General features: G+C 60.3%; 19 protein-coding genes. 5 read left to right on the top strand and 14 right to left on the bottom strand.

All coding sequences use genetic code 11. The features are described from left to right. Window positions 1-16 precede the first annotated feature (16 nt). Genes IPM54_06490 through IPM54_06500 form a run of 3 tightly spaced genes read left to right on the top strand, consistent with a single transcriptional unit; the run spans window position 17 to window position 2715 of the window. Window positions 17-919, top strand: a complete 903-nt coding sequence (locus IPM54_06490) for a hypothetical protein (protein MBK9259470.1) — start codon at window positions 17-19, stop codon at window positions 917-919. A 4-nt stretch (window positions 920-923) separates the two neighbouring features. Further along, window positions 924-1691 (top strand): molybdate ABC transporter substrate-binding protein, encoded by a 768-nt coding sequence (modA, locus tag IPM54_06495; protein MBK9259471.1) that lies wholly within the window; start codon window positions 924-926, stop codon window positions 1689-1691. 55 nt (window positions 1692-1746) lie between these two features. Continuing rightward, window positions 1747-2715: a CPBP family intramembrane metalloprotease gene (locus tag IPM54_06500; protein ID MBK9259472.1), complete on the top strand. Its 969-nt coding sequence runs from the start codon at window positions 1747-1749 to the stop codon at window positions 2713-2715. Between the two features lie 24 nt (window positions 2716-2739). Here IPM54_06500 and IPM54_06505 read toward each other — a convergent pair whose 3' ends face one another. Next, on the bottom strand, window positions 2740-3261 hold the full coding sequence (locus IPM54_06505) for a cyclic nucleotide-binding domain-containing protein (protein ID MBK9259473.1): 522 nt from the start codon (window positions 3259-3261) through the stop codon (window positions 2740-2742). A 24-nt stretch (window positions 3262-3285) separates the two neighbouring features. Next, window positions 3286-4524: a hypothetical protein gene (locus tag IPM54_06510; GenBank protein ID MBK9259474.1), complete on the bottom strand. Its 1239-nt coding sequence runs from the start codon at window positions 4522-4524 to the stop codon at window positions 3286-3288. Window positions 4525-4707: 183 nt separating this feature from the next. Between IPM54_06510 and IPM54_06515 the strand changes: the two genes are divergently transcribed. Further along, window positions 4708-4923 (top strand): Franean1_4349 family RiPP, encoded by a 216-nt coding sequence (locus tag IPM54_06515; protein MBK9259475.1) that lies wholly within the window; start codon window positions 4708-4710, stop codon window positions 4921-4923. Between the two features lie 38 nt (window positions 4924-4961). After that, the gene (locus tag IPM54_06520; GenBank protein ID MBK9259476.1) at window positions 4962-6845 is read left to right on the top strand and encodes a hypothetical protein; all 1884 of its coding nucleotides are present in this window, start codon (window positions 4962-4964) and stop codon (window positions 6843-6845) included. A gap of 13 nt (window positions 6846-6858) precedes the next feature. On the opposite strand, the gene IPM54_06525 is transcribed toward IPM54_06520, so the two are convergent. From IPM54_06525 to IPM54_06580, 12 genes are all read right to left on the bottom strand, one after another. Beyond that, window positions 6859-7896: a hypothetical protein gene (locus IPM54_06525; GenBank protein MBK9259477.1), complete on the bottom strand. Its 1038-nt coding sequence runs from the start codon at window positions 7894-7896 to the stop codon at window positions 6859-6861. Then, on the bottom strand, window positions 7893-9287 hold the full coding sequence (locus IPM54_06530; protein ID MBK9259478.1) for an adenylate/guanylate cyclase domain-containing protein: 1395 nt from the start codon (window positions 9285-9287) through the stop codon (window positions 7893-7895). Before IPM54_06530 ends, IPM54_06525 begins: the two co-directional genes overlap by 4 nt. A gap of 245 nt (window positions 9288-9532) precedes the next feature. Beyond that, window positions 9533-10918 carry a VanW family protein gene (locus tag IPM54_06535; GenBank protein MBK9259479.1) on the bottom strand — a complete coding sequence of 462 codons (1386 nt, stop codon included), beginning with the start codon at window positions 10916-10918 and terminating at the stop codon, window positions 9533-9535. Between the two features lie 322 nt (window positions 10919-11240). Then, window positions 11241-12122: an SH3 domain-containing protein gene (locus tag IPM54_06540; protein MBK9259480.1), complete on the bottom strand. Its 882-nt coding sequence runs from the start codon at window positions 12120-12122 to the stop codon at window positions 11241-11243. Window positions 12123-12245: 123 nt separating this feature from the next. After that, window positions 12246-12965 (bottom strand): phosphate signaling complex protein PhoU, encoded by a 720-nt coding sequence (phoU, locus tag IPM54_06545; GenBank protein ID MBK9259481.1) that lies wholly within the window; start codon window positions 12963-12965, stop codon window positions 12246-12248. Between the two features lie 13 nt (window positions 12966-12978). Continuing rightward, window positions 12979-13800 (bottom strand): phosphate ABC transporter ATP-binding protein, encoded by an 822-nt coding sequence (locus IPM54_06550; protein MBK9259482.1) that lies wholly within the window; start codon window positions 13798-13800, stop codon window positions 12979-12981. Between the two features lie 543 nt (window positions 13801-14343). Continuing rightward, window positions 14344-15183, bottom strand: a complete 840-nt coding sequence (locus IPM54_06555; protein ID MBK9259483.1) for a hypothetical protein — start codon at window positions 15181-15183, stop codon at window positions 14344-14346. Between the two features lie 53 nt (window positions 15184-15236). Beyond that, window positions 15237-16133: a hypothetical protein gene (locus tag IPM54_06560; protein ID MBK9259484.1), complete on the bottom strand. Its 897-nt coding sequence runs from the start codon at window positions 16131-16133 to the stop codon at window positions 15237-15239. Between the two features lie 134 nt (window positions 16134-16267). Beyond that, window positions 16268-17551 (bottom strand): hypothetical protein, encoded by a 1284-nt coding sequence (locus IPM54_06565; GenBank protein ID MBK9259485.1) that lies wholly within the window; start codon window positions 17549-17551, stop codon window positions 16268-16270. Window positions 17552-18420: 869 nt separating this feature from the next. Further along, window positions 18421-19152 (bottom strand): hypothetical protein, encoded by a 732-nt coding sequence (locus IPM54_06570; protein MBK9259486.1) that lies wholly within the window; start codon window positions 19150-19152, stop codon window positions 18421-18423. A 1683-nt stretch (window positions 19153-20835) separates the two neighbouring features. Further along, window positions 20836-22047 carry an endonuclease/exonuclease/phosphatase family protein gene (locus tag IPM54_06575; protein ID MBK9259487.1) on the bottom strand — a complete coding sequence of 404 codons (1212 nt, stop codon included), beginning with the start codon at window positions 22045-22047 and terminating at the stop codon, window positions 20836-20838. 59 nt (window positions 22048-22106) lie between these two features. Continuing rightward, window positions 22107-22250 (bottom strand): hypothetical protein, encoded by a 144-nt coding sequence (locus IPM54_06580; protein MBK9259488.1) that lies wholly within the window; start codon window positions 22248-22250, stop codon window positions 22107-22109. Window positions 22251-22266 lie beyond the last annotated feature (16 nt).

The following is a 22266-nucleotide window of genomic DNA, read 5'->3' on the forward strand; positions in this document are numbered from 1 at the left end:
CGCGGAGGTATTTGACATGGCTTACGCAAAACGAATTGTCATCCCATCGTTTTTCCTGGTGTTGGGTGTTTTCGCATTCAGTTGTGGAGAGACACCTTCGAATGGATTGGCTCCGCTTCCGACGAGCGGTTCGGGGGACATTCCAGACGACGGTTATTTTACCGCCAAAGAGCTCTTCGATCGGGACGTCTATCCCATTTTTTCCACGCGTTGCACTCCTTGTCATTCGCTCGGATACAATGATGCGCCCCAATGGATGGGCGTCGACGCCAGCAATTCGTATGCGCGCATCGAAGCATATCCAAAGTTGATGATCGCTTACCCCGAAAATAGCTGGTTTCTCTTGAAGGGCGAACACACGGGACCGGCGCTCGAAGCATACGAACAGATCCTCGTTTCGGATTGGTTGCTCGCCGAAATCAAAGAACGCGAATTCGTCGGCGAAGAATATTATGCACCCGAAGGCGAAGGTGGTGCAGGTGGCGGCGGCTCCGGTACGGGTCCTGTCACGCTGTACGAAGCGCTGGAACAATTCGGCAATTGCATGACGTGGGAAGATTGGCAAGCGACGGGAATGGTTAATTTACCCGACCAACCCACCGAATTCGGTGCCTGCAAAACGTGTCACTTCGCTGGTATGGGCGGCAATTACCTCTCGGGCGACGCGCAAGTCACCTTCGACAAAAATAGGCTCTTCCCGTTCGTCTTGAAAATCGCCGTGGGCACCGTCGACGAACAAGGAGCATTCTTGGATCTCGTCGCCGCCAGACGGCACATCGACAAAGGCATCGAAAGTCAAAATTGCAATCAAGATCCATGTCACCCCATCTTCACGCTCTCGCCCGCCATGGAAGCCGCGGTCGACGACTTTTTCATGTTCACCTACGCCCGATGGAAGCAGGGCACATGCTCGCCGTGAATCCATGAACCAAGGGCGCCGCATATTCGTCTCCGCGCTCGTCGCGACCATCCTGCCAATGGGTTGCAAGTCCAAACCTACGCCCCACGAGCTCATCGTTGGTGCCGCAACGAGCATGCGGCACGCTCTTCCCGCGCTCGTCAAAGAATTCCAAAAAGAGCAGCCTTCGGCACAAATCACGGTGACGTATGGAGCTTCCGGTGACATTGCGCGCCAAGTTCAGGCGGGCGCGGGCATGGATGTCGTCGTTTTCGCAAGCAAAGCACCCATCGACAAACTCGTGCAATCTGGCCATGTCGATGGCTCGACCACCAAGGTCGTTGGCACCAACGAGCTCGTGCTCATAGGCCCCGAGGGCAGCGCGAAAATCACGTTCCCCACGCTCGATGCACTTCCTGCGGGTGAGCGATTGGCCATTGGTGATCCAAGCTCCGTTCCCGTGGGTCAATACGCCCGCGAAGCACTCGAGCGCCTGGCGCTCTGGGACAAACTCTCGGGGCGCGTCGTTCATGGAGCCAACGTTGCTGCGGTGCTTGCTTACGTGCAGCGAGGTGAGGTGGCGGCGGCGATTGTGTATCGGACGGAGATCGAGGGTGTGAAAGGCATTGAGGTGCTCGACGTGGCCAAAGGTCCATGGGCGCCGCGTCCGGAAATTTGGGCAGGTGTGGTCGCAGAGTCACAGGATCGGGTGAGCGCGCAGAAATTCGTCAATTTTATGGCGTCGGCGGCTGGAATGCGGGTTTTCGAGTCGTTTGGGTTTGGCCCGCCTTGATGGGCGTGAGAATTGTGTTTCGCACCTGGCGCGCCCTGACAAACGTGACACGACAATGATGATCCTCGGATACATGACCGAGGAAAACTTTCCCGAGCCGGGAGCAGGGCGGCTAAGCTCCGCAAGAGTGCAGGTGGCGATGGATTCGGTGCAGCGAGCGCGTCGGGCACTTGCGGTGTTCTTCGTCGTGCTCGTTGCGGCGTCATTACCGCTCGAGCTGGACATCGTACGGAACGGTCTGGACATGGGCCGATTCCTACCCCTCGTGTTCGTTCCTGCCGTTGCGTCGATCGTTGCGCGGCTCGTCATGCGCGAAGGTTTTCGCGACATCTCCTTTCGCATCGATGCTCGGTCGCGACGCGGGATGTTGTACGGCGTCCTTTATCCGCTTGCGGTCGGCATTCCTGCGTTCTCGCTCGCGTTTGCGTTACAGCTCGCCGAATTCGCTCCGCCGGTGACGCATCCGCTTGGTATCGCGATACCTGGAAGCTCGCCTTTCGAGCGTTCCGTGGCCGGGCTCCTCATCGCCCTCACCGTTGGCATTTTGGCTATGGCGCCGCTCGCCATCGGCGAGGAAATCGGGTGGCGGAGCTATTTGCTGACGCGTCTCATTCAAGCGCGCATTCGCCATCCCGTGCTCGTCAGCGGTCTCGTTTGGGCGTTTTGGCACGCTCCGCTCGTGCTCAGCGGCCACTACAATCCGAGCTCCAACCAGATGCTTTCTTTTGGATTGTTCGCCGTGACGATGGTGTCGCTCGGCTCGCTGCTCGCACGCTTGCGGCTCGAAACGCACAGCATCTGGCCTCCCGTGGTGCTGCATGCCGCATGGAATTCCATCATCGTCGCATTCCTCAGTGAATGCACGACGGACAAAACGCGCGCTGCGATTTGGGTGAGCGAAGGTGGCGTGCTCATTTCAGGGTCGATGCTCGTGATGGCGCTTTGGGCCCATCGTGCATGGCGACGTACGGCGGCGAGTGCGGCCGACGCAGCGAGCGACGCGACCGGACAGGCGCTTCCATGATGCGTGGTTTTTCCGGACGCTCTCTCAGCCCGTATCGAGCGACGTCGCATCGATGCCCCACAAGATCGCATCGGTGAGGCGCTGGTTTGTCGTGCGCAACCTCTTGGCGACTTCCTTGAGCAGCGCGAGCAAAAACTTCGACTGCAAACGGCTGTTGCGTTCGAGCTCGCGGTAGAGCGTGTCGCGATCGATCGTGTAGAAGAGACAGTCCGTTTCAGTCTGAACGTTGGCCGACGCGGATTGATCGTCGATGACGTCGAGCTCGCCGAAGAAGTCTCCCGCGTGAAGGCGACATATCACCGTTTCCACGTCGCCCTTGAGCTTGCGGGAAACGACCACGCTTCCTTGGGCGATCATGTAGAGCACATCGCCCGCATCACCTTCCCAAAGCACGACCTCTTGCGCCGGGCACGGCAACAGTTGCACGTAGGCGGCAAACTCTTCGATCTCGCTGACGGACCAGTCTGCAAACAAAGTGATGCGCTTGAGCGAGCGTACGCATTCCTTGATCTGATCTTTGCGTAGTGGCTTTGGCGAGAAAAGCATCGATGAATACGGGGGTTTGTCCGATTAGATGTGCGCGATGACCAAGAGAACGGTGATGACGATGCTAGCACCAATGCTCAGGACGGAGGCGAGGCCGTAGCCCAAGTAGATCCATTCGTCGCTGGTGAGCTTTTTCTTGGCGAGCTGTTTCTTGGAGCGGGGTTTGATGATTTGGCTGAGGCGCTCTTGAGAAAAGCGGCGCGCATGCTCGCGCAGCGCCGGCATACGCAATGCGTCACTGAGCAGGTGATAACCGTCGGATTCGATGAACAGGCACGGATAAAGGCTTCCGAGCGACAGCATCAAGGCGATGAGGGCGTAGAGCCACAAGAACGACGATGCCGTATGGAATGGCAACAGTTTCGCGGCGAGCGATGCGACGGCGGCGATGATCAATCCCGACGCAGGACCGGCGAAACTCACGGCGATTCGAGCCTTGCGGGTCGACATCCAGATGTCGGTCACGTCCGCGTAGACGATGGGAACCATGCGGTTCAAGAAGGTGAAACCGAACGCTTTTACTTCACGACCAAAGTGTTTGCAGGCGAGCGCGTGGGCAAGTTCGTGCAGGGCGAACGTCCCGGCGATCATGAGCAGCAAGAGCGGCAAGAGCATCAGCCGCACCGCCCATTCGACCTCGGCTCCACTGCGTATGTAGTGATCGAAGAGGCACACGCAGCCTGCGATGAAGAGCCCTGCGTAGATCACGTAGGCGGGCCGCGTGAACATGAAGCTCGTTCGCTTGTAGATGGCGCTGATGCGCTTGTCGACGTTCGACATGCGCCAGTCGATCGAGCGCACTCGTTCAAAGAACTTGCCGAGCCACGTGGATGGAAGCGTCGTGTCGGCGAGCGACTTTCTCATCAAATCGGTTTCGGCGATGACGATGAGTTTGTCCTGACGCGCGCGATCGAGAAAGCGCTGGATCTTGCGGAAATCGAAGGACCCGAATTTCAAAAAGTAGGCCGTGGCCACGTCGCGCAGCGTGTGCAGCCCGTCCATCTTCTGCCAGAGGAAGTACTCTTCCTCGTTCAGGAACAAGTACCTGTCCGACTCCAGATGGCGAATGACGTACGAGACCTTGTTGTCCTTGCGCGATTGCGCCTGCATCTCGTAGCTGTCGTCCGAGATGCGTTTGGGACGCACGGTGAGCGCCACTTGATTGGCCACGTAGCGCTTGGTGACGAAGGATCCACTCGAATCGGGGCTCGAGCTTCGAGTCCGAATCAAAAGTTCCAGTTCGGGCTTCGCCTTGTCATTCATTGCGTCGAGCGCCCATGGGGGTAAGAAGCCCTCCGACTGAGCCTACCATGGCGGCAGATCGAAGCAAAGAACGCACGGGACGGCTTCTTGACACGCGCCCGTCCGTACGTGTATCCAGGTATTCGACCGCCGCCCGATCGCGATTGAGTTGTCAAGAGGGGCGAGCAGACGGAAGGTGTCATCATGACCGTCGCAAAGAAGAAGAGCGTCGAAGATCTCATCGGGCATGCATTGAGCGACAAATCGTTCATGGATCGTTTGCTCGCATCACCGGAAGCAACGCTCGAAGCCGAGGGATACGAAGCCACCCCCGAAGTGATTCAAGCGATCAAGACGGCAAAGGTGGAAGATCTCGAGGCGTTCGAAAAAGCCGTAGCCCATCGCGACGCCGCAGCCTGATTTTCCCGTAAGCGCGCCAATGCATCCATGCGTTTCCCATGGATGAAGCTGCCGATCCGTCCTGTCGGTCGACTCGTATGGCCCCGCCTTCACCGTTGTCCGACGGGCTCTCGCCGAAATTCGTCGAAAAAACCACGCGTGCGTTCGCAGTGCTCGATTGCCACGAGCCGTGCATCGAAGCGCTCGTGGACACGATCGTGGCATTCGCCGACCTGCACGGCGTTGCCGACACGCTCGGTCTTCGCCGAATCGCTTTGCTGCTCGTTGCGACGAATCACGCCATCTCGCGTTTGTCTGGGCCGGGTTTGCCCATGCACTCGCCCGACGTCCTGCCGACACCCTCCGAATGGCTGCTGCTCGCATCCCGTGAACGAGCGCATGCGACGCTGCCGCAAGATCTCGCGCAGGCCATCGACGACGTCGTCATTCACCTGGATGACGCTGCGACAAACCCTGCTGCCAGCGCTTCAGAAACGTCACCTCTCCTCGATTACGGCTTCGGAAAACTGCTCTTCGCCATCGCAGGGAAGGCGCTCGGACCAAGCGCTTTGCTGGCCGGTCGTGCCATGGGCAAACTCGTTCGCCTGTCGCTCGAAGTGCTCCTCGCAACGCGGCAAACCGCGCATTTCTTGACGCCCAATGTGCTGCGGCGCGTTATCTCGGCGGACGACGATCTCACATCGAGGTTGGATCTTGCCGTGGTGATCGCATGCAAGCCCGCCCCGGACAAACTGCCGCTTTTGTCCTTCGTTGGTCATCAAACTGTTCGATCTCGTATCAACACTGCGTGCGAAACGTGGGCCGACGAATCGACGAAGCCATGGGGTGGACGCGAGCTTTCGCTTGCGCGGGCGCTCGTGGGCAAAGCGAGCGAAACCATCGCGCAGAAAACGAACAGCATGCGGCTGTTCGGCTTTGCCAAGCCGCCTTCTTTGGCGGCCGAGCTCGATCGAAGCATCCTCCTTGCCGTCGAGGCGCTGCTCGAGGATCCCGAGCTTCGAGAGGCATGGGACGTTCAGCGGTGGGGCGGCTTTTTTACGCGCCCCTGCGTGGCTCGTCTCTTTCCGATGGGCCTGTGTGCATTGGCATTGTCGGCAGCATCGGTCGACATCACCGAGCGAGCGAAGCGCCTTCTCGAGCTTCGGCGCATCGATGGATTTCCGTACTTCGAGGACTTTCCGAGCATCCCGCCGGACGCGGATGATCTAGGGGTGGCGCTTCAGCTCGCAGCGCGTATCCCGGCTGAACCGGGGCTCACCGAATCCCTCGTTTGGCCCGTCGAAGTGCTCGTGCGCAACACCGCTTCCGATGGAGCCATTCCCGTTTGGTTCGAGCAGGACTTGCGCGAGAGCATTCCGGCTGGTGCTCCCCGATGGCTCGGATCGCGTTGTCTTGCGGCTTCTGCGAATGCTCTGATCGGGCTTGCCGAAATGGACTTGCCATTACCACCGCGGTTTCTCGAGCGTGCTGTCGATTGGACATTCCGCACGTGGCAAACGGAAGGAATGAACGCGGTGTTTTTTTATGGTTTGCCCTATACGCGTTTCATCTTGTTGCGGCTCGCAGAGGCCGTCGACGCAAAGATCGACGATGCGGCGGCGCTTGCAAACATGCAGCTCGTCCGAGCGGAGCTCTGGGCTGCCACGAAGGCCGCATGCCATATGGATGGCAGTGCAGGGCGTGTCCTTTCCACGGCGTGCCATCTTGCAGCTCTTTCCTGTGTGCACGAAAAGCCCTTCGACCCGTGGCCCTTGCTCGCGTACCTCATGGCTCACCAAGGACCGGATGGGCTTTGGCCATCGGAGCCGTTGTATTTGACGGTGGGCAAAGACAATGCTCCTGCGGCGCATGGGGCGCGCACGATCACGGCCGCCATGTGCCTGTATGCGCTCGCTCGCGCGCGTGATCGACTGCGTGCGTAGTCTCGCGAGCGATTCAGGACCTTGCCGAAAGCAGCGCACGCCTCAGCGTCATGAGCGTCGTTTGCTTATCGAACATTTCGAGCCACGCAATCCGTTCCGCCGTGTAGTCGTCGAAGCCCACGAGTCCCGCTGCGCGGGCCGTCTCCATCGCATCGCGGTGCACCGCAATCGCCCGTGCGATGGCGTCGCGAAGGAGCCGCCCTTCGTAAAGCGCCGTGCGCAGCTTTTCGACGACTGCGGACGACGCCGCATCGCGCTCGGCACCTTCCGGCATCGCGCCGATGTGTTCCCATTCCGCTCGCGCAAATCCCGCGCATCCCAGCAGCCACGTCCGATGACCACTCCGCACATCACGCGGCCAACCAAGCACGTCATTTGCAATGCCGTAGGCGATTCCAAGCTGATGCACGAGCGCCTGGATGCTTGGCTCCAAGTCGAGTCGTTCGGCAATGGCGGCAACGGCGAGCAATGGAATGCGAGCCAACGCCACCTTGTCCGCATGCTCGTCGAATCTTTCGACCGTGTAAGGTTCGTCGCGCAAAACCGCATGCTGTTCGGCGAGCGTCAGGCGTGAAAAGTCCACGATGGCTCGATCGAGCGCCGGCCAAAACGCGATCCCGTGCATTCCGAGCGCCGTCGACAGCTCGACGATCATGTTGGAAAAGCACGTATTGCCGAGCAAAAGCAAATGGGGGTCGCCGCGCGTCGGTTCGTCTAGAACATTATCTTGCAAGCGGACCCCGATGTATCCCTGCATCGTTGCCGCCAAGATGCGCACCATGGTTTGGTCGGCGCGCGACCGATCGCGATCACGCGACAGGCCATCCATGAGCCACAGGGGCATGTAGAGCAGCGGAGGAGCAACGGGGTTCGAGAAGTACGACCGGTGCGAGCCCGATGCGTCGGCGATCGAGCGGAGAAACTGCGCGGCAAGGTCGCTCAGTGGTGCGGGCAATGCGGCAAATCGGCCTTCACAACGTTCCCATGCCGCGTCGATGAGCGCTTGCTTGGCGCGGTAGCTCTGAAACGGCTCCTCGTGCGGCGTGCTCAAATGAAGCTCGACGACGCGGGGATCATGGATGCAGGTGTGGCGTCGAGATCGGCGTCCGTGGGCATGACGGCAAAGACCTCGATGGGCTCGGGTTTGCCGCGGATACGCAGGGGTCCGAGCTGTCGCGTGCGGAACGAATTCTTGATCGCGTTGTGAATCGACGCAGAAACGAGGATCTGCGTTCGCGTTTCTTTGTTGAGCGCTTCGAGGCGCGCGGCCAAGTTCACCGTGTCGCCGATGACCGTGTACTCGTGACGTTGCGACGAGCCGATGTTTCCTGCGACGACCGGCCCCGCGTTGATGCCCACGCCGATGTCGAGTCGCAACATGCCCTTCGCCTCGAGCTCACGGTTCATTTCGGTCAGCGCATCGAGCATCTCGAGCGCCGTACGCACGGCCCGTTCTTCGGGCTTCTCGATGGGGTAGGGCACGCCGAAGAGCGCCATGAGCCCGTCACCCAGGAACTTGTCGAGCGTTCCGCCGTTCTTGAAGATGATGTCGACCATCGTCGAGAAGTACCGGTTGAGCAGCTCGACGACCTGCTCGGGCTGCATGACGGTCGACAGTTGCGTGAAGTTGCGAATGTCCGCGAACAGCACCGTGGCCGTCATGCGTTGGCCGCCTTGACCCAAGCTTTCGGGGTTGTTCAGCACCAGGTCGACGACGTCTTTGGAGAAGTACTTCGCGAGCCGATCGCGGTCCTGCACGAGGCGCTCACGGGAGAGCGAATCGCTGGCCGACTGCAAGATGAGTCTGCGTGAGTTCCACGCAATGACGGCGGCAAACACGCCGCTCGTGGCCGTAAAGATGATCGTGTAGACGACGTCGTCGAGGCACAGCCCTTCGCCCAGGTAGACCGAGTGGCTGACGAGGGGCGGATTCGCAACTTTGATGGCGATGGGCAAAAATATCGCGTTGTTGATCACCACGAGCGCGGCCGAGTACAGACATGCAGCGACGCTGTAGCGCAAGCTCGCCATCACGTTGAAGAGCGCGATGACGACCCAAATCATCGGCGTTCGATAGACTTCGTAGATGCCCGAATGGTTGAAGAGCGAACCAATGGCGCTGATCTGCATCAGCGTCATATCCACGGTGATCGATAGGTACTTGAGGCGGCGGTAGTAGAGATCTCGACGCCGTAAAAAGAAGAACAGGACGCAGGCATAAATGAGCCAGGACCCGAGCATGAACGTGTAAATCTTCGTGGACGTCGGCGTTTGCGCGTCCGGGACCACGAACACCACGGCGCTGAGCGCGAACGCGGTGAAGCCTCCGCGCACATAGTTCACCGCCCGCTCGGCAGCCATCTCTTGCTTTTCGAGGATGGCCCGGATCTCGTCGGAGAGCCGTTCCCGCGCGTTCATTCGTTCTTTTATGCGGTCGAGCACGGCATTTCCCAGAGGTCGGCGTTGGGGGCCACGATGGGACAAGGAACTGCGCCCCGCGTCAAGAGCGACGTTGCTGGTCGCGGTCTTCAAGACGAACGACGTGATGGTGATGGTGTGTCCTGAGCAACCAAGCGCGGACAAAGCATGCGACGTGCGCTACGAGAATTCGTACGCGTTCGGTCCTGGAAAAACTGCCGCGAGCGTGCGACGGCCAGCGCGGATCCGAGTTTGCCTCGGAACGGATTTCAACCTTGGCTCAGCTCGGTCGGTTTCGCGTTTGTCTCGTCCGATGGCAATGGCGGCAAGGCGGCGGGATCCGTACCTGGTGGGACCATGAAGATCTCGAACGTCGGCGGATACACGTCCGTTTTTTCTTCGACACGCGCTTCTCCATTCAATGGGCGAATGATGCGCGTTTTTCGAATGCGATAACCTCGAATGCCCTTCTGCTTGACGATGGTTTTCCCCTCGGCAAGACCCGCGTGTTCTTCGATTTTGCGCTTGTATGGGGAAACGCCGATCGTCGCCGTGGTCCATTCCACGGCATCGGTGCTGCCATTGCCACGAATCTCCATTGTCAAACTGCCTTTTTCCGCAATGGCATGGATGACGATGGGAAAGGGGTACGGATTACGAACTTTCAAATCGACGTGCGGATAGACGACCGTTGCATCGAGGCCCATCGGAATGTAGCCGCTCGGGCGTGAATGATTGATCCGATCGACGACGTCGAAACCTCCGAGATATGCGGCCGCATGTAGCGTGCTCGCGACCTGACACGTGCCGCCACCAATGCCTTCGCGCATTTCACCTTTGTAGATTTCCGGGGCCGTGGTAAAACCATTCTCCTCGCTGCGCGGACCGACCTCCTCATTGAAACTCATCATTTCGCCCGGCAAGAGCACCACGCCGTCGACTCCAGCGGCCGCTCGTACCACATTTTGCGCGCGTCCCGCTTGCCCGCCGACATACCCATAACGCGTCGAATACGTCGCCAGCACCTTCGACTTGTCGATCCTGGCGACCACCGCCGACGATGCGCGCGGCGAAATCTCGAACATCGGAATCACGACCCGCGATTCGGTCGATTGGGCTGCCCGTTCAATGGCCGATGCCGCAGCATACAGATCGACGTATCGACCCGGTACGTCCGCCGTGGGTTTTCCCGTCGCAAAATCGAATCGAGCGCCGCGGGGCGACGTATCCGTTTCTTCCTTCAGCCGTTCGAGACGCTCTGCCAATGGCTCGATGGGCAATCGAATGGAAATCGGAACGTCAATGGTTCCTCTGCGAGCTTCCAGCGCATCCACGACGCGGTCGAGCCATTCTCCTTCGCGACCCACGGACGCAATCCTTTTTGCAATGCCGTCCGTATCGATGGTGGCTCCCAATTCGGCGTACGTCGTTTCGAGCACCACATTTGCGCCGAGTGTCAGGGTGAGGCGGCGATCGAGCAGCGCGCGTGCTCGCGATTCGACGATCGTCTCCGCAGATCCTGCGGATACCTCGACGCCGCCAATACGAACGCCTTTGGCAACTTGGCCGTCGGCGGGCAGGATCTCGCGAGCGGCCCCATAGGCTCCGCCCGCGGCGGTCAGCGTGACGAACGAGCAAGCAACGAGGCGCCACATGATGCGGCGCCCTGAACGATTCGAGCTTTCTGGGGGCAAGCTTGGAGGAGACATCGCGAATGAGAACGCTCGGGGCCCGAGGTTATCATTCCTGGTGGAAATATTTCCAGAATCTTGAGAATTGGGGCCAAGTTGACCTGGGGTATGGCCGCCGGTTCTTGCTCCTCACCCCCCGACCCCCTCTCCAACTCCGCGGCTTTGCCACTACCGTTGGAGAAGGGGAGAAAGGATCGCAGCATCATTGTGTAGTTCCCCCTCTCCACGCAGCGTCACGCAGTGACGCGAAGTTGGAGAGGGGGTTAGGGGGTGAGGCGCCCCCCTCTCAAAGCCCCATTGCGCCGCGGTACAGCCAGCCCGTCTTCGAACCCGATTCAATCTTGTACCACTCGTTGCGCTTGCCGACGATCTTCACCTTGGTCCCACGCACGAGACGCATGGTGACTTCGCCCGTTTTCGGCTCCTTGCGCACGAGCGCCGTGTCCCATGTGACCACGGCAGTACCCGTTGCCCCAGACTCGCTCGTCGTCGACCCCGCCGCAGGCTCGTCACCTTCCGCCGGCGCCGCCCCCTCGGGCTTTTCCGGTACGGATCCCGGCGGATAAAACGTCAAACCGTATTGCACCGTATAGTGCCGATGCTTGTGCGGCACGTCCTCGAGCGGCACGTTGCCAAAAGCTTTGGCTGCACACTTCACAATGCCTGGCACCGCCCCCGATGGCACCGTGGGTTTGTCCTTCCGACTTCGTACGACGTGAACTTCTTTCTTCTCGAAATCAATCTCGAAGCCCACCACGAGCTTGCCGGAAACACCTACCGCCGATGCACATTCCGCCAGGCCCTCGAGCTTCGGGACGGCCACCGGGTCGAGCTGAAGCTCGCCGCAATCGGAAATCTTCTTGTTTCTCTTGTCCGAACATCTCGTGATTTTGCCCGGACCCACCACGACCGTTTGCTTCAGTGGCGCGTCGGCCGATGCGGCCGCTGACGGCGCGGGCGCAGGGGCCGCAAGTGCTGGCGCTGCAGAAGGCGGAGCCGCCGCGGATGCAGACGCAGCCGTGTCCGGTTGCGCCTTGAGATCACCCGGAACGTTGGGTCCTACGTGAACACCCGCAAGCTTCGGCCATGCAACGCCAAGGATGAAGCCCGTGGCCGCAATGATGCCAACGCGTGACCACGCGGGCCGATCTTCCGCCGCTGAGGGCATGTGGACTCGAGGACGCGCTGCGTTCGCCATCGCGGCTTTGCGTAGCACGCCCGAAGGGGGGACCAGCAAGTTTTGAGGTGTACTTCCACGTGACCGTCGCTCGAACACACCTGCAAAACGCCGTCACGCGGGATCTGCTTCCGAATCGCCCTCGTCGTCCGATCCGACGTCGTGCCAACGATGCCGAATGTCCTTACCCTTCACCAAAAACACCACGGTTTCCGCAACGTTCGTTGCGTGATCCCCGATGCGTTCGAGGTACTTGGCGATCGACTGAATCCGCGTCGCTCGGTAGATGGCCGTCGAATCTTGCGCCATGTGCGCCAAGAGCCGCTCGAAGATGCGCGAGTATTGCGCGTCGATGACCTCATCACGCCCAAGCAGCTCGATGGCGCGTTCGACGTCCCGATGCACGAGCGCCTCGAGCGCTTCGTGCACGATGAGCGTGGCTTGATCCGCAAGCTCGGCAAGGTCGAGGTCCAGCGTGAGCGCAGGCTCCGTGTTGAGCTCCGCGACGCGTTCGCAAATGTTCACGCCCAGGTCGCCGATGCGTTCGAGGTCCGTGACGATCTTGAGTGCGGTCGTGACAAACCGTAGGTCGGATGCGACCGGTTGCCTCATTGCGAGGATGCGCATGCACAGCTCGTCGATCTCGCACTCGAGTCGGTTGATGCGACGGTCCATCTTCATGGTGCTTCGCGCGAGCGCCGTGTCGCGTGTCGTCAGCGCGCGCATGGACTTGGTCACCATGTCTTCGACCATGCCGCCCATGAGGAGCAAGCGATCACGAAGCGTGCGCAGTTCGCTTTCGTAGACGCGGCTCGTGTGCTGTGCCTGGGGCATCGTTCTCTTCAACTCAACCAAACTTGCCCGTCACGTAGTCTTCCGTGCGGCTTTCGCGAGGGTTCGTAAAGATGCGTTCGGTGCGTTCGAACTCTACCAGTTCTCCCATGTAGAGGAACGCCGTGTAGTCACTGACGCGAGCTGCTTGCTGAATGTTTTGTGTTGCAAGTACCACCGTGAGCGTGTCGCGCAGATCGTGGATGAGCTCCTCCATGTGACTCGTTGCCACGGGATCGAGCCTGCTCGAAGGCTCATCCATGAGCAGCACGTCGGGCTCGAGCGCCAGAGCTCGCGCCACGCAGAGGCGTTGTTGCTGGCCCGCCGAAAGGCTTGGAGCGGGGCGTGACAAGTCATCCTTGACCTCGTCCCAAAGAGCCGCTTGGCGGAGCGATCGTTCGACGACTTCTTCGGGGCGCGAGGTGCGAAGGCCGTTGAGGCGCAGGCCCGCGAGCACGTTGGCGAAGACGCTCATGTGAGGAAAAGGATTGGGTTTGGGAAAGACCATGCCGACGCGACGACGAATGGTCGCGGCGTTTGTCTCGTGCGCATACACGTCGACGCCGTCGAGCAGGACGCGTCCCGAGATCCTCCCGCCGGGCGTCTCTTCGTGCATACGGTTCAAGCAGCGGAGCAGGGTGGTCTTGCCGCATCCGGAAGGGCCGATGATCGAGGTGACTTGGCGATCGACGATGCGCAGCGTGATGCCGTCGAGCACGAGCGAAGATCCGAACCACGCGTGCAGATCGTCGGTCTTGATCTTCACGGTGATCGCGGCGTCTGCATCGTTCGGCGGCGGGACGGACTCGATGGTCGAGCCGACGTTGAGGTTTGTCATGCGGTACCTTGCTGGGACAAACTGGCGGGCGGCGCGATGGGTCGATCGTATGTGTTCAAACGAGGTGCCGGCATCGTCGTCGAGGGAGGGTAGTCCGAGCGTGTGACAGGGTGATGACAGTGGGAGTGCGGGGTTGTGCAAGGTCGCCTTGTACCGCCGAGCATCACTGCTCGCGCCCGTTCGCCGAGGTCTCGGACCGCCCTGCATGACCGTTCGCGCCCGTGCGCCGAGGTCTTGGGCCGCACTACATGACCGTTCGCGCCCGTGCGCCGAGGTCTTGGGCCGCCCTGCACGACCGCTTGCGCCCGTGCGCCGAGGTCTTGGGCCGCGCTACATCACCGCTTGCGCCCGTGCGCCGAGGTCTTGGGCCGCGCTACATGACCGTTCGCGCCCGTGTGCCGGGGTCATGGGCCGCGCTACATGACCGTTCGCGCCCGTACGCCGGGGTCTTGGTGCTGATTGCACGACCGATATGAAGGAGGCGGGGGGATCTTGGTGCCGATTGCGCGACCTTTGGAGGCCGGGTCGCGCCATTCAAGCGCCCTAGCTTTGGCCTTCGGCATTCGGCTCGGGCGTTTCGGGTCCTTCTGCGACGACGCCTTCGACTTGTTCCTCACCTGTATTGGGATCCACGTCGGGGACGTTGCGGCGGGAGCGTATATAGTTACTGATGGCTTCGTTTTGCGCGAGAATGGGGGCGAGCAATGCGGCGCGTTTTTGGGCGTCATCGCCGTCGGGGGCGTCGTATGTGCCCATGATCTTGGCCACGATGCGATAAAGGTAATTCTGACCGACGTCGCGCGCGGCTTTCACCTGGCCAAACTCGAGCGTATCGGTCGATTTGAGAAGCTCGTCGTATTGCGCAGTCAGCTTCTTGATGCGGGCCACGTTGACGGATAGGCCCAGCTTTTGAACCAGCGGGTCGAGGCTCCCGTCGAGTTTTTGGAGGAGTGCGACAACGGCGACGAGCTGTTCGGGATAAGATTTCGCAGTAATGGCGTGGACGCCATTGGGGAAAGCTTCATGAAGGAAAAACTCGACCTCTTCGACGAGGTCTTTTTCGTCGTCATCGGCGCCTTTGATGATTGCCTCGGCGCCGTCGCGCAGACCGGAGAGCGCTCGATCGATTTGGCCGTCGAGTTTTTGGAGGGCATTTTGCGCTTTGAGCTGCTTGGCGGATGTCTTTCCGCCTCGGCGTATGAGCTGCCAACGCTGTTCGAGGGTATACGTATGTCCATCGGCTTCGATGGCTTTTGCGACGAGCAGCTCGACGACGGTAGCGTCCATCTTTTTGGCAATCGCGATGACGCGATGGAACGTATACAACCGGCGACCGGTCGAGAATTGATTCAGCCGAATGAGCGCGGAGAAGGTAGGATCCATGTTGGGAATCTTTCTCGGTCGGCGTACGGCGTCAAGGAGAAAATGGCGGTGCGTCAGGAGCGAATGCCGAGCAGGGCGAGTGCATCGGCCCAGAGGGGCCACAGGGTGCGATAGGGGTGCGTGGCGAGCATGACGCCGCCATTGGGGAGACGGCGGACGTGGAAGGGGGCGTGGGTTTCGATGAAGCGGATGTGTTCGCGGGACGTTACACCGACTTCGATTGTCGCGGGCGGATGTACTTCCCCTTCGATGAGGTGATGGCGCGCCGCTGGTTCAACGGATTGCCATTCCGTATCCGGGACAGCGCTTGTCTCCAGCGCATCGAGCAGCGACGTAGGAGGCGTATTCAGTGTGGCAAGCACTTGCTCGCGCGTGATCTCACCCCGGCGTGGGATCGATATCGTCGCTCCAGCGGGTGCCGCAGCGACGCGTTCGCGTAGCACATCGATGGGCAGCCCGAGATCGAGATCCAGATTGAAATCTGATTGCGTCTTGTCGTGCAGAAGGATCCACGACAAGGCCAGATCGCGCGCAACATAGCCGTCAGCATGGTACGTCGCGCCCATGTCGAGTGGAGGTTCCCAGGTCGACCAGCTCCTGCATCCGCCCGTCGTAATGGCCGCATCGGACGTGCAAATGCGCAGGAGAATGTCCTCCATATCGATCATGGCGATATGGCATGCGATGGCGGCTTCGACGCCCAATTGGCGCACGCGATGCTTTCTTGCAGCGCGTATTTGCTGCGGAAACAGAGCGCCTATCCTCCAGAACGAACCGTCAATCGGACCTCTTACGCGGCCGGGCATTACGTCGTTCCACACGGATATCCCAAATTCGAGCGAGCGGCCAGAGGTGGAGCGAACGTCGACGAACGCCGACGCGTACCCGTTCACGAGGAATTCGGCGCGCAGCATGTTCAAAGCATCCGGCGCCGAAACGTCTCGTCCCATTACGTGACAACTTGTTGGTGGCGTTGCCAACGCTCGTACAGCCGCCACAAGCGCATCGATTCGTTTCGAGTCCGCACACCACGCGAAGAAGTGTGACGAGTTGCTTTCTGCAGGGTTCCGGTTGTCGACAGCGGTCATAGCTCTACCACGCGTACGAAAAGGTTTGGCCTACCCGGCATCGTCACGGTCTTGCCCGCGCCGTTGCGGAGATAGCCATCCTTGACAGTATAGTTGTCTTTGAGCTTTGCGCCGGCTGGTTTGATGAGCTGAACGCGCTTGATCTCCCCGGTGAGATTTTCTTCGACGACCTTCTTCATTGCATTTTCAAGCTGACTTACAGCGTGGAGCGCGTCTACGCTTCCTGTCTCGATGCCTTTGGCCTCGCTGAGCACGATACCGCCTTCCGGCGAAACCGAGACAAAATCGGGCGCCCTTGAGACGCCGGGCTCGTGTGCATTTCTTGGTATGTTGAGTACGTCCCTCACGCCGTCATCTCCGACCCCTAGCATCTTGTGTCCCTTGTCCTTCATCAAGTAAAGCGCCGCCTTTTTCTCGAAGTCGTTCGCCAAAGGCTTCGCCGAGCCCGAAAGCCCTTTGTAAGTCTTCAACCGTGCGACATGTAGCGCCTCGGCAACCTCATCCGTCAGGCTCACAATCCCCGCTGCCGCAAGCTTGCCCTCCGTCGAGATCGCCGCGCTCGATACCCCCTTCCAAACCTTGACGATCTTCCCGACGCCAAACCCAACGCCCGACAAGATTCGCTCTTCCGTGCTGAGCACTCGCCCCGACGGCAAACACCATTCTTTGCCCGTGACGGCTTCGCATATATCCAATGCTGGCCCTGCGAACGGCACGAATCCAATCCCGATACGCGTCGCCCCATGCACGATCGTCTGCATCACGTCTTTGAAGTCGTGCGCCCCTTCCGAAATGGCCGACATGCCCGCCGCAAACGCTCGTACCGTATCGAAAAACGGATTCGACACTTCCGGCGCCCACGAATTCGCCAACTCATTGAGCCTATCCTTCAGTTGCTCGGCCTGGTCGGCATAGAAGTTTTTCAGCACGCCATCGACGTTGGCCTTTACGTCCGGCGGTACGTTGGCATCGTGCAGCCAACCCGCCTGGTCCATGAATTGCTGCAGGTACGTCGTCACCTTGTTCTGCGCATTGAGAAACGCATTCACCTCCGCCTGCGATACGCTCATGCGCGCCTTGATCGCTTTTTCGAGCGCCGCTTGATTGGACCGCCACGCGCGCACTTCCGCCACGAAGCTTGCTCGGCCAATCACCACGCCGCCGGAGACGTAGTCTTTCAGCGATGCAATCACCGCGTCGGCATAATCCGCATAAGGATCCTTGCCCGCATCGAATGCACCCGGCACATCCGAAATGTCGGGCACGTCGACCCACGGAATGTCGTTCGGTCCGATCCCGTAATTCGATGGATCGTCGGGGCTATAGCCGCTTTGCCGCGCGTCCCCCGTCAGAAAGTCCGATACCGCATTCGCTTGGTCGCCGAAGTTCGAGATGAGGCTCGCCAATTCCTTCTGCAAGTCGAGAATGCTTTGCTTCAGGTCCGCCAGGACTTGCTTCAATGCTTCGCGGGTGGCTTCGTCGAGGATGTACGAATGTCGCCACAAGATGTCGTCCAGGTCTTCGGCGGTGATTTCGTCGAGCGGCCGCGTGAGCAAATCGGCAATCTCGGTTTCGAGCGACTGGAGAACATTGAGACGAACGGCGAGGTCCGCGATGGTGTCGGCATTTGCAATGAGCCATTTGCGTTCGTTGGCGATTTCCTCTTCCAGAATGGAAATGTCCATGGCCAGTTGCGGATTGATTTCCTCGAGCTGCATGTCGAGCTGCGTGCTGCCCGAAAATGCGGTGCCGTCGCGACGCACAACGAAAAGTGGTTTCTCGATGCCCAGAGGGACGGATACGAGATTGACGACATTGTTATGCTTAGTGCACCAATTATTTCCGCCCAGAGTCGAGGCTCGAAAGCCGACCTCGTTGGCTCCCATTCGCAAGAGCACTGAATCGAATCCAGCCTCGGCCAAATTGCTCTCGAATCCGTTCGGAAGAACGGTATACGCACCAGGTACCGAATACGTGGGCAGTGGTGTCCGGTTTACGTCGAAGAATGGTTCGCCTTCGACAATCGCCGCGGGGGCGCACGAGGGATCTTCAGACGTCAACAACCGCTGAATGCTGTACGGCGTTCCCGCCATGGCATGCGACGGCAAGACCAGCCCAAGCAAGAGCCCTACGAATGTAAAAAAGCGTTTCATGTTCCCTCCGTGCTGCGAAGCAATTCGTCGTGCGCCAATGCCGCGCCCTTGATGTCCCCCGCGTCCAATTTCTTCTGCACCCGCGTTATCACCGCCGTGTCAATGCCCTGATTTTTCATGACCACAAGCCCCTGAGCAATCTCGGCGGGCAGCGTCTTCTTCAGGTATGTCGTCGCGTCCTTCAACTTCGGCCGCATCGATGCGCATCCCGCTTCTCGCCAGCTCGATGTAGCGGTATTGCACAATGGCGCCATTTGCAAAAGCGCCGCGAATTCGTCATACCGTTTGGCAAGGTACGGGAGTCCCAGCTTGCCGCTCGTCGACATGGCCACAGCTATCGCATCGACACGCACCTGCGCCGCGTTTGCAAAATTCGTCGACGCTTTCGCCAGCAATGCATTGGCGATCGTCATGCGTGCCGGCGACGGCGCGTCCGCGAGCAATTGCAGCGCCTGCCTGCGCATGCTCACGCCCAGCAAAAGGCCCTTCGCCGTCGCGTCGCTCCGCGCCACGCGCTGCTGCGCATACCCGAGCATCGCGTGAATCGACCGCAAGGCCCCCGAGGTCATGTCGGGCACCACTGCCCCATGTGAGCTCATGAAGTCGACATGCGGTGAAATCGCTTCGCGTGACGTTTTCTCGAATTGCAGAATCTGCGCGGAGAGCTTCATCCCCGCGACGAGCAATTCATTCGGCTTGGCGCTCGCCGTATGCGCCGCATCCACGATGGCGGTTTCCACGCCGTCCAGCTCCGCGAGCGTCGCATTCGACGCATCCTTGGCAAGCGTCACATACGCCGTGGTATCGGTCGATTCCGTCGCTCGATACGCAACAAAATCGTCCACGAGCGCTTTGTATTGCGTAGCAAACGGCCCCGCATCGACCTTTGCCGCGTCGATGATGGCCTGCACGTCGCCCATCGTTTGCTTATCCGCCGTTATCTCGGCTTTCAAGGGATCCGTTTCTTTGGCACCCTTGTCGAGCAGCGTCTTTTGAATGCGCGTTTTCGGGTCGGCCGATTTGTCGGCGATGAGCTTTTCTTGCAATCGCCTCGCTTGCTCGAGGTCTCGACCCAGCCTTCCCGCCAAACTTGCATGGTACGATTCCGCATTACGTTGCGTTGCCCGCAAGTAATTCAGGACCTCCTCTACCACGTCAATATATGCGTCCACCATCATGGGGCTCGAAACCCACTCGTCGAGCGGTGTACCATCGGCCCGCTCGACCCACATTTCAATGGGCTCAGCTCCATTTGCAGCGGCTCGCTCCCAGGCAGCGCTTGGCCCCGATGCGGACGACACGCAATGCGTGCGCGAATCGATGGGCGATGCGCATATCTCCCACCTCACTTCGTCATCGCTCGCGCCGAATAAGAAACACCCCGGCACAGCCATTCCCATGGCCACGACGAGGCCCAATGCGCCCCATGCATTCGTTCGCTTCATGTTTTGCCCCTCGTGTGATTGATTGCCGTCCCCAGGCCATATCGTAACGGAACCATTGCAAAGTCCCTTCGGAGTCGACGGGCGAACGCCAGGCAATACCTTGCCAATCCTTTCGTTCGAAAGGCGCACGTTCCTTTACCCCTGCTTCGAGAATATGCGGGTCGGACAACCCAACCGTGAACGCTTATGCGCGCCTCGAAATGCGCAGGCAAGAAAAACCATCCACACGCACGGACCGACTATGTCCTACCTTGTGGATTGTCCGTCGAGGGTGAACGTCGGCTGTGATTCAATCCACCGACTGCATACGAATTGCGTCGGATGGCTGCCCGGGTCTTGCGCGATGCACGTGCGTGTGTCTACGGCGCGCACCGACGAGGATGCGGCCCAAGATCTGCCGCTGGGCGTCTCTTCGTGCTCGCGGTTCAGCCAGCAGAGCAGGTGGTCTCGCCGCAACCGGAGGGTCCAGTTGCCGCTGTTTGGGGAGGTATTCGAGAAAGACGTTGCAGAACCGACGCACGCACGACGCAAGCCATGGGCGAGGCTGCTCAGACACGTACTTGCTGTGGATGTGAACGTGTGCCCCGCGTGTGCTGGCCCAATGAAATGGCGCCAAGTTGCGCTGACGAGGAAATGCGATGGCGACCTGCACGTTCGGCGAACAGCGATGATGCGTCGTCTTCAAACCGTGGGAACGAATACGCCACGTCGGGCTTGGGACGAGCCAGTGCGAGGACGCAGCACCGAAATTGGCGGTTTTTTCATCCTATGCGCGCGTCGAATTTTCGTGACCCGCGGTTTCACGCGTGACGCGTCTTCGAAAACCCAAGGCCCTGTAGACGCGTCAATGGCAACATTTCGAGGCTATTTTTCCTGGGCACAGCCCGCAGAGGATTCGGGCGACGAGGACGAAGAAGAGGACGGGTGATCGCGCTGGGCGGCTGAACGAAGCGAGGTCCCGCCCGATCAAAATGCCGGCGTCACCACCTGATCCATGCCGCTCTTTCCAGGCACGTTCGGCCCCGTTTGCCAGGTCGTGTCGTCCACCAGCACCTTGAATTCGAAATCGCTCCCGAGCTCGGTCGTGACGAACGCCCATTCCCCCGGCACCGTACGGCGCATGGGAAAACCCGCGCTCCAGGAGAGCGGCGCCGTGTCTCCGCGCAAGCTGATGAAATGGTTCGCCCCCGGATCGGCCTTCGCCGTGATGCGCGTCGAGGTCACCACATCGCCGGGCGCGACTTCGAAGCGGGCAAAAATCCCCGGATGATCGGAGACGGCCTCGGCGCCGAGGAAAACTTTTTCCACCGCAACTGGGCGGAGCTTCGCCGCGCGGTGAATCATGATGTGATCGATGCCCGTCGGGTCGAGCCCCGCGTCGGCGACGACATAACCCATGGCAGGAAAAGCCGCGTGCGTCGCGCTGCCCTCCACGTCGTTGAAATCGCCGGCCACGATGGCCGAAAAAGAAGGCGCCGTGTCGACGAGCGCCGCGGCGGCGACCTCGCGCGCTTGTCCTTCCCGCGCGGCGGTCTCGAAGACCTCGAAATGGACGCTCGTCACGCGCAGGCCGAAAAGCTCGGGCGAAAGCGTCGAGGAGAGGGCGACCCTGCGCAATGCGCCCTGGACCGCATGCTGGAGCTCTGCCGGGCTCGACGAAACGCCCCGCACGAGCAAGCCCACGCCCTCATTGGCCTGATCCGGGGTGCCTTCCCATGCAACGTGCGCGAAAGCCCAGGACGAGGTCCAGGTCGACGACGTCGCCTGCTCGAGCGCGGCGCGCAGCATATCGATCGCTTTTTCCCCGGGCCGCTCGCAAGCCTCTTGCAAGGCGAGCACGGCGATGTCGCGGTCCGCGGCGAGCTTCGCGATGGCCGCGAATCGCTCGGCGTTCGTCGCGTACACCGTCCCGTCGAGGCGCAGGCAATGCAGGTTGAGCGAGAGCATGGAGAGGCCACTTTGGGATCCACCGCCGCCTTGGCCGCCTTGGCCGCCGCCGCTCGACGTGCTCGACGTGCTCGATGCGCTCGATGCGCTCGAGACGCCCCCAGCGCTGTCGCTTCCGGTGCCCGAACCGCCGCCGCCCGAGGACGTGCCCACGGCGGGATCGCCGCTGCACGCGGCGAACATCAAAAACGTCAAAACCGGGAAGCAGAGACGACACCGGGAATTTTGCATGGCGCATTCTGTGTCGGGACGAGGGGCGGCGTCAAAGCGGACGCGCGCGCTTCACGACGTCAATCACGAATTTCGCCGAACTTTTTCGTCGACCGCAAGGGCGCGAAGAGCGGACTGTGGTCGATCCACAAGAGATCAAAAAGGCCATCACGAGCGCAAGTTGCAAGCAACGTGAGCGCCTTCGATTCGAGGCCCACGAGCATGCACAGATCGATACAT

Source organism: Polyangiaceae bacterium (assembly GCA_016715885.1).
In the GTDB taxonomy this organism is placed as follows: Bacteria; Myxococcota_A; Polyangia; order Polyangiales; family Polyangiaceae; genus Polyangium.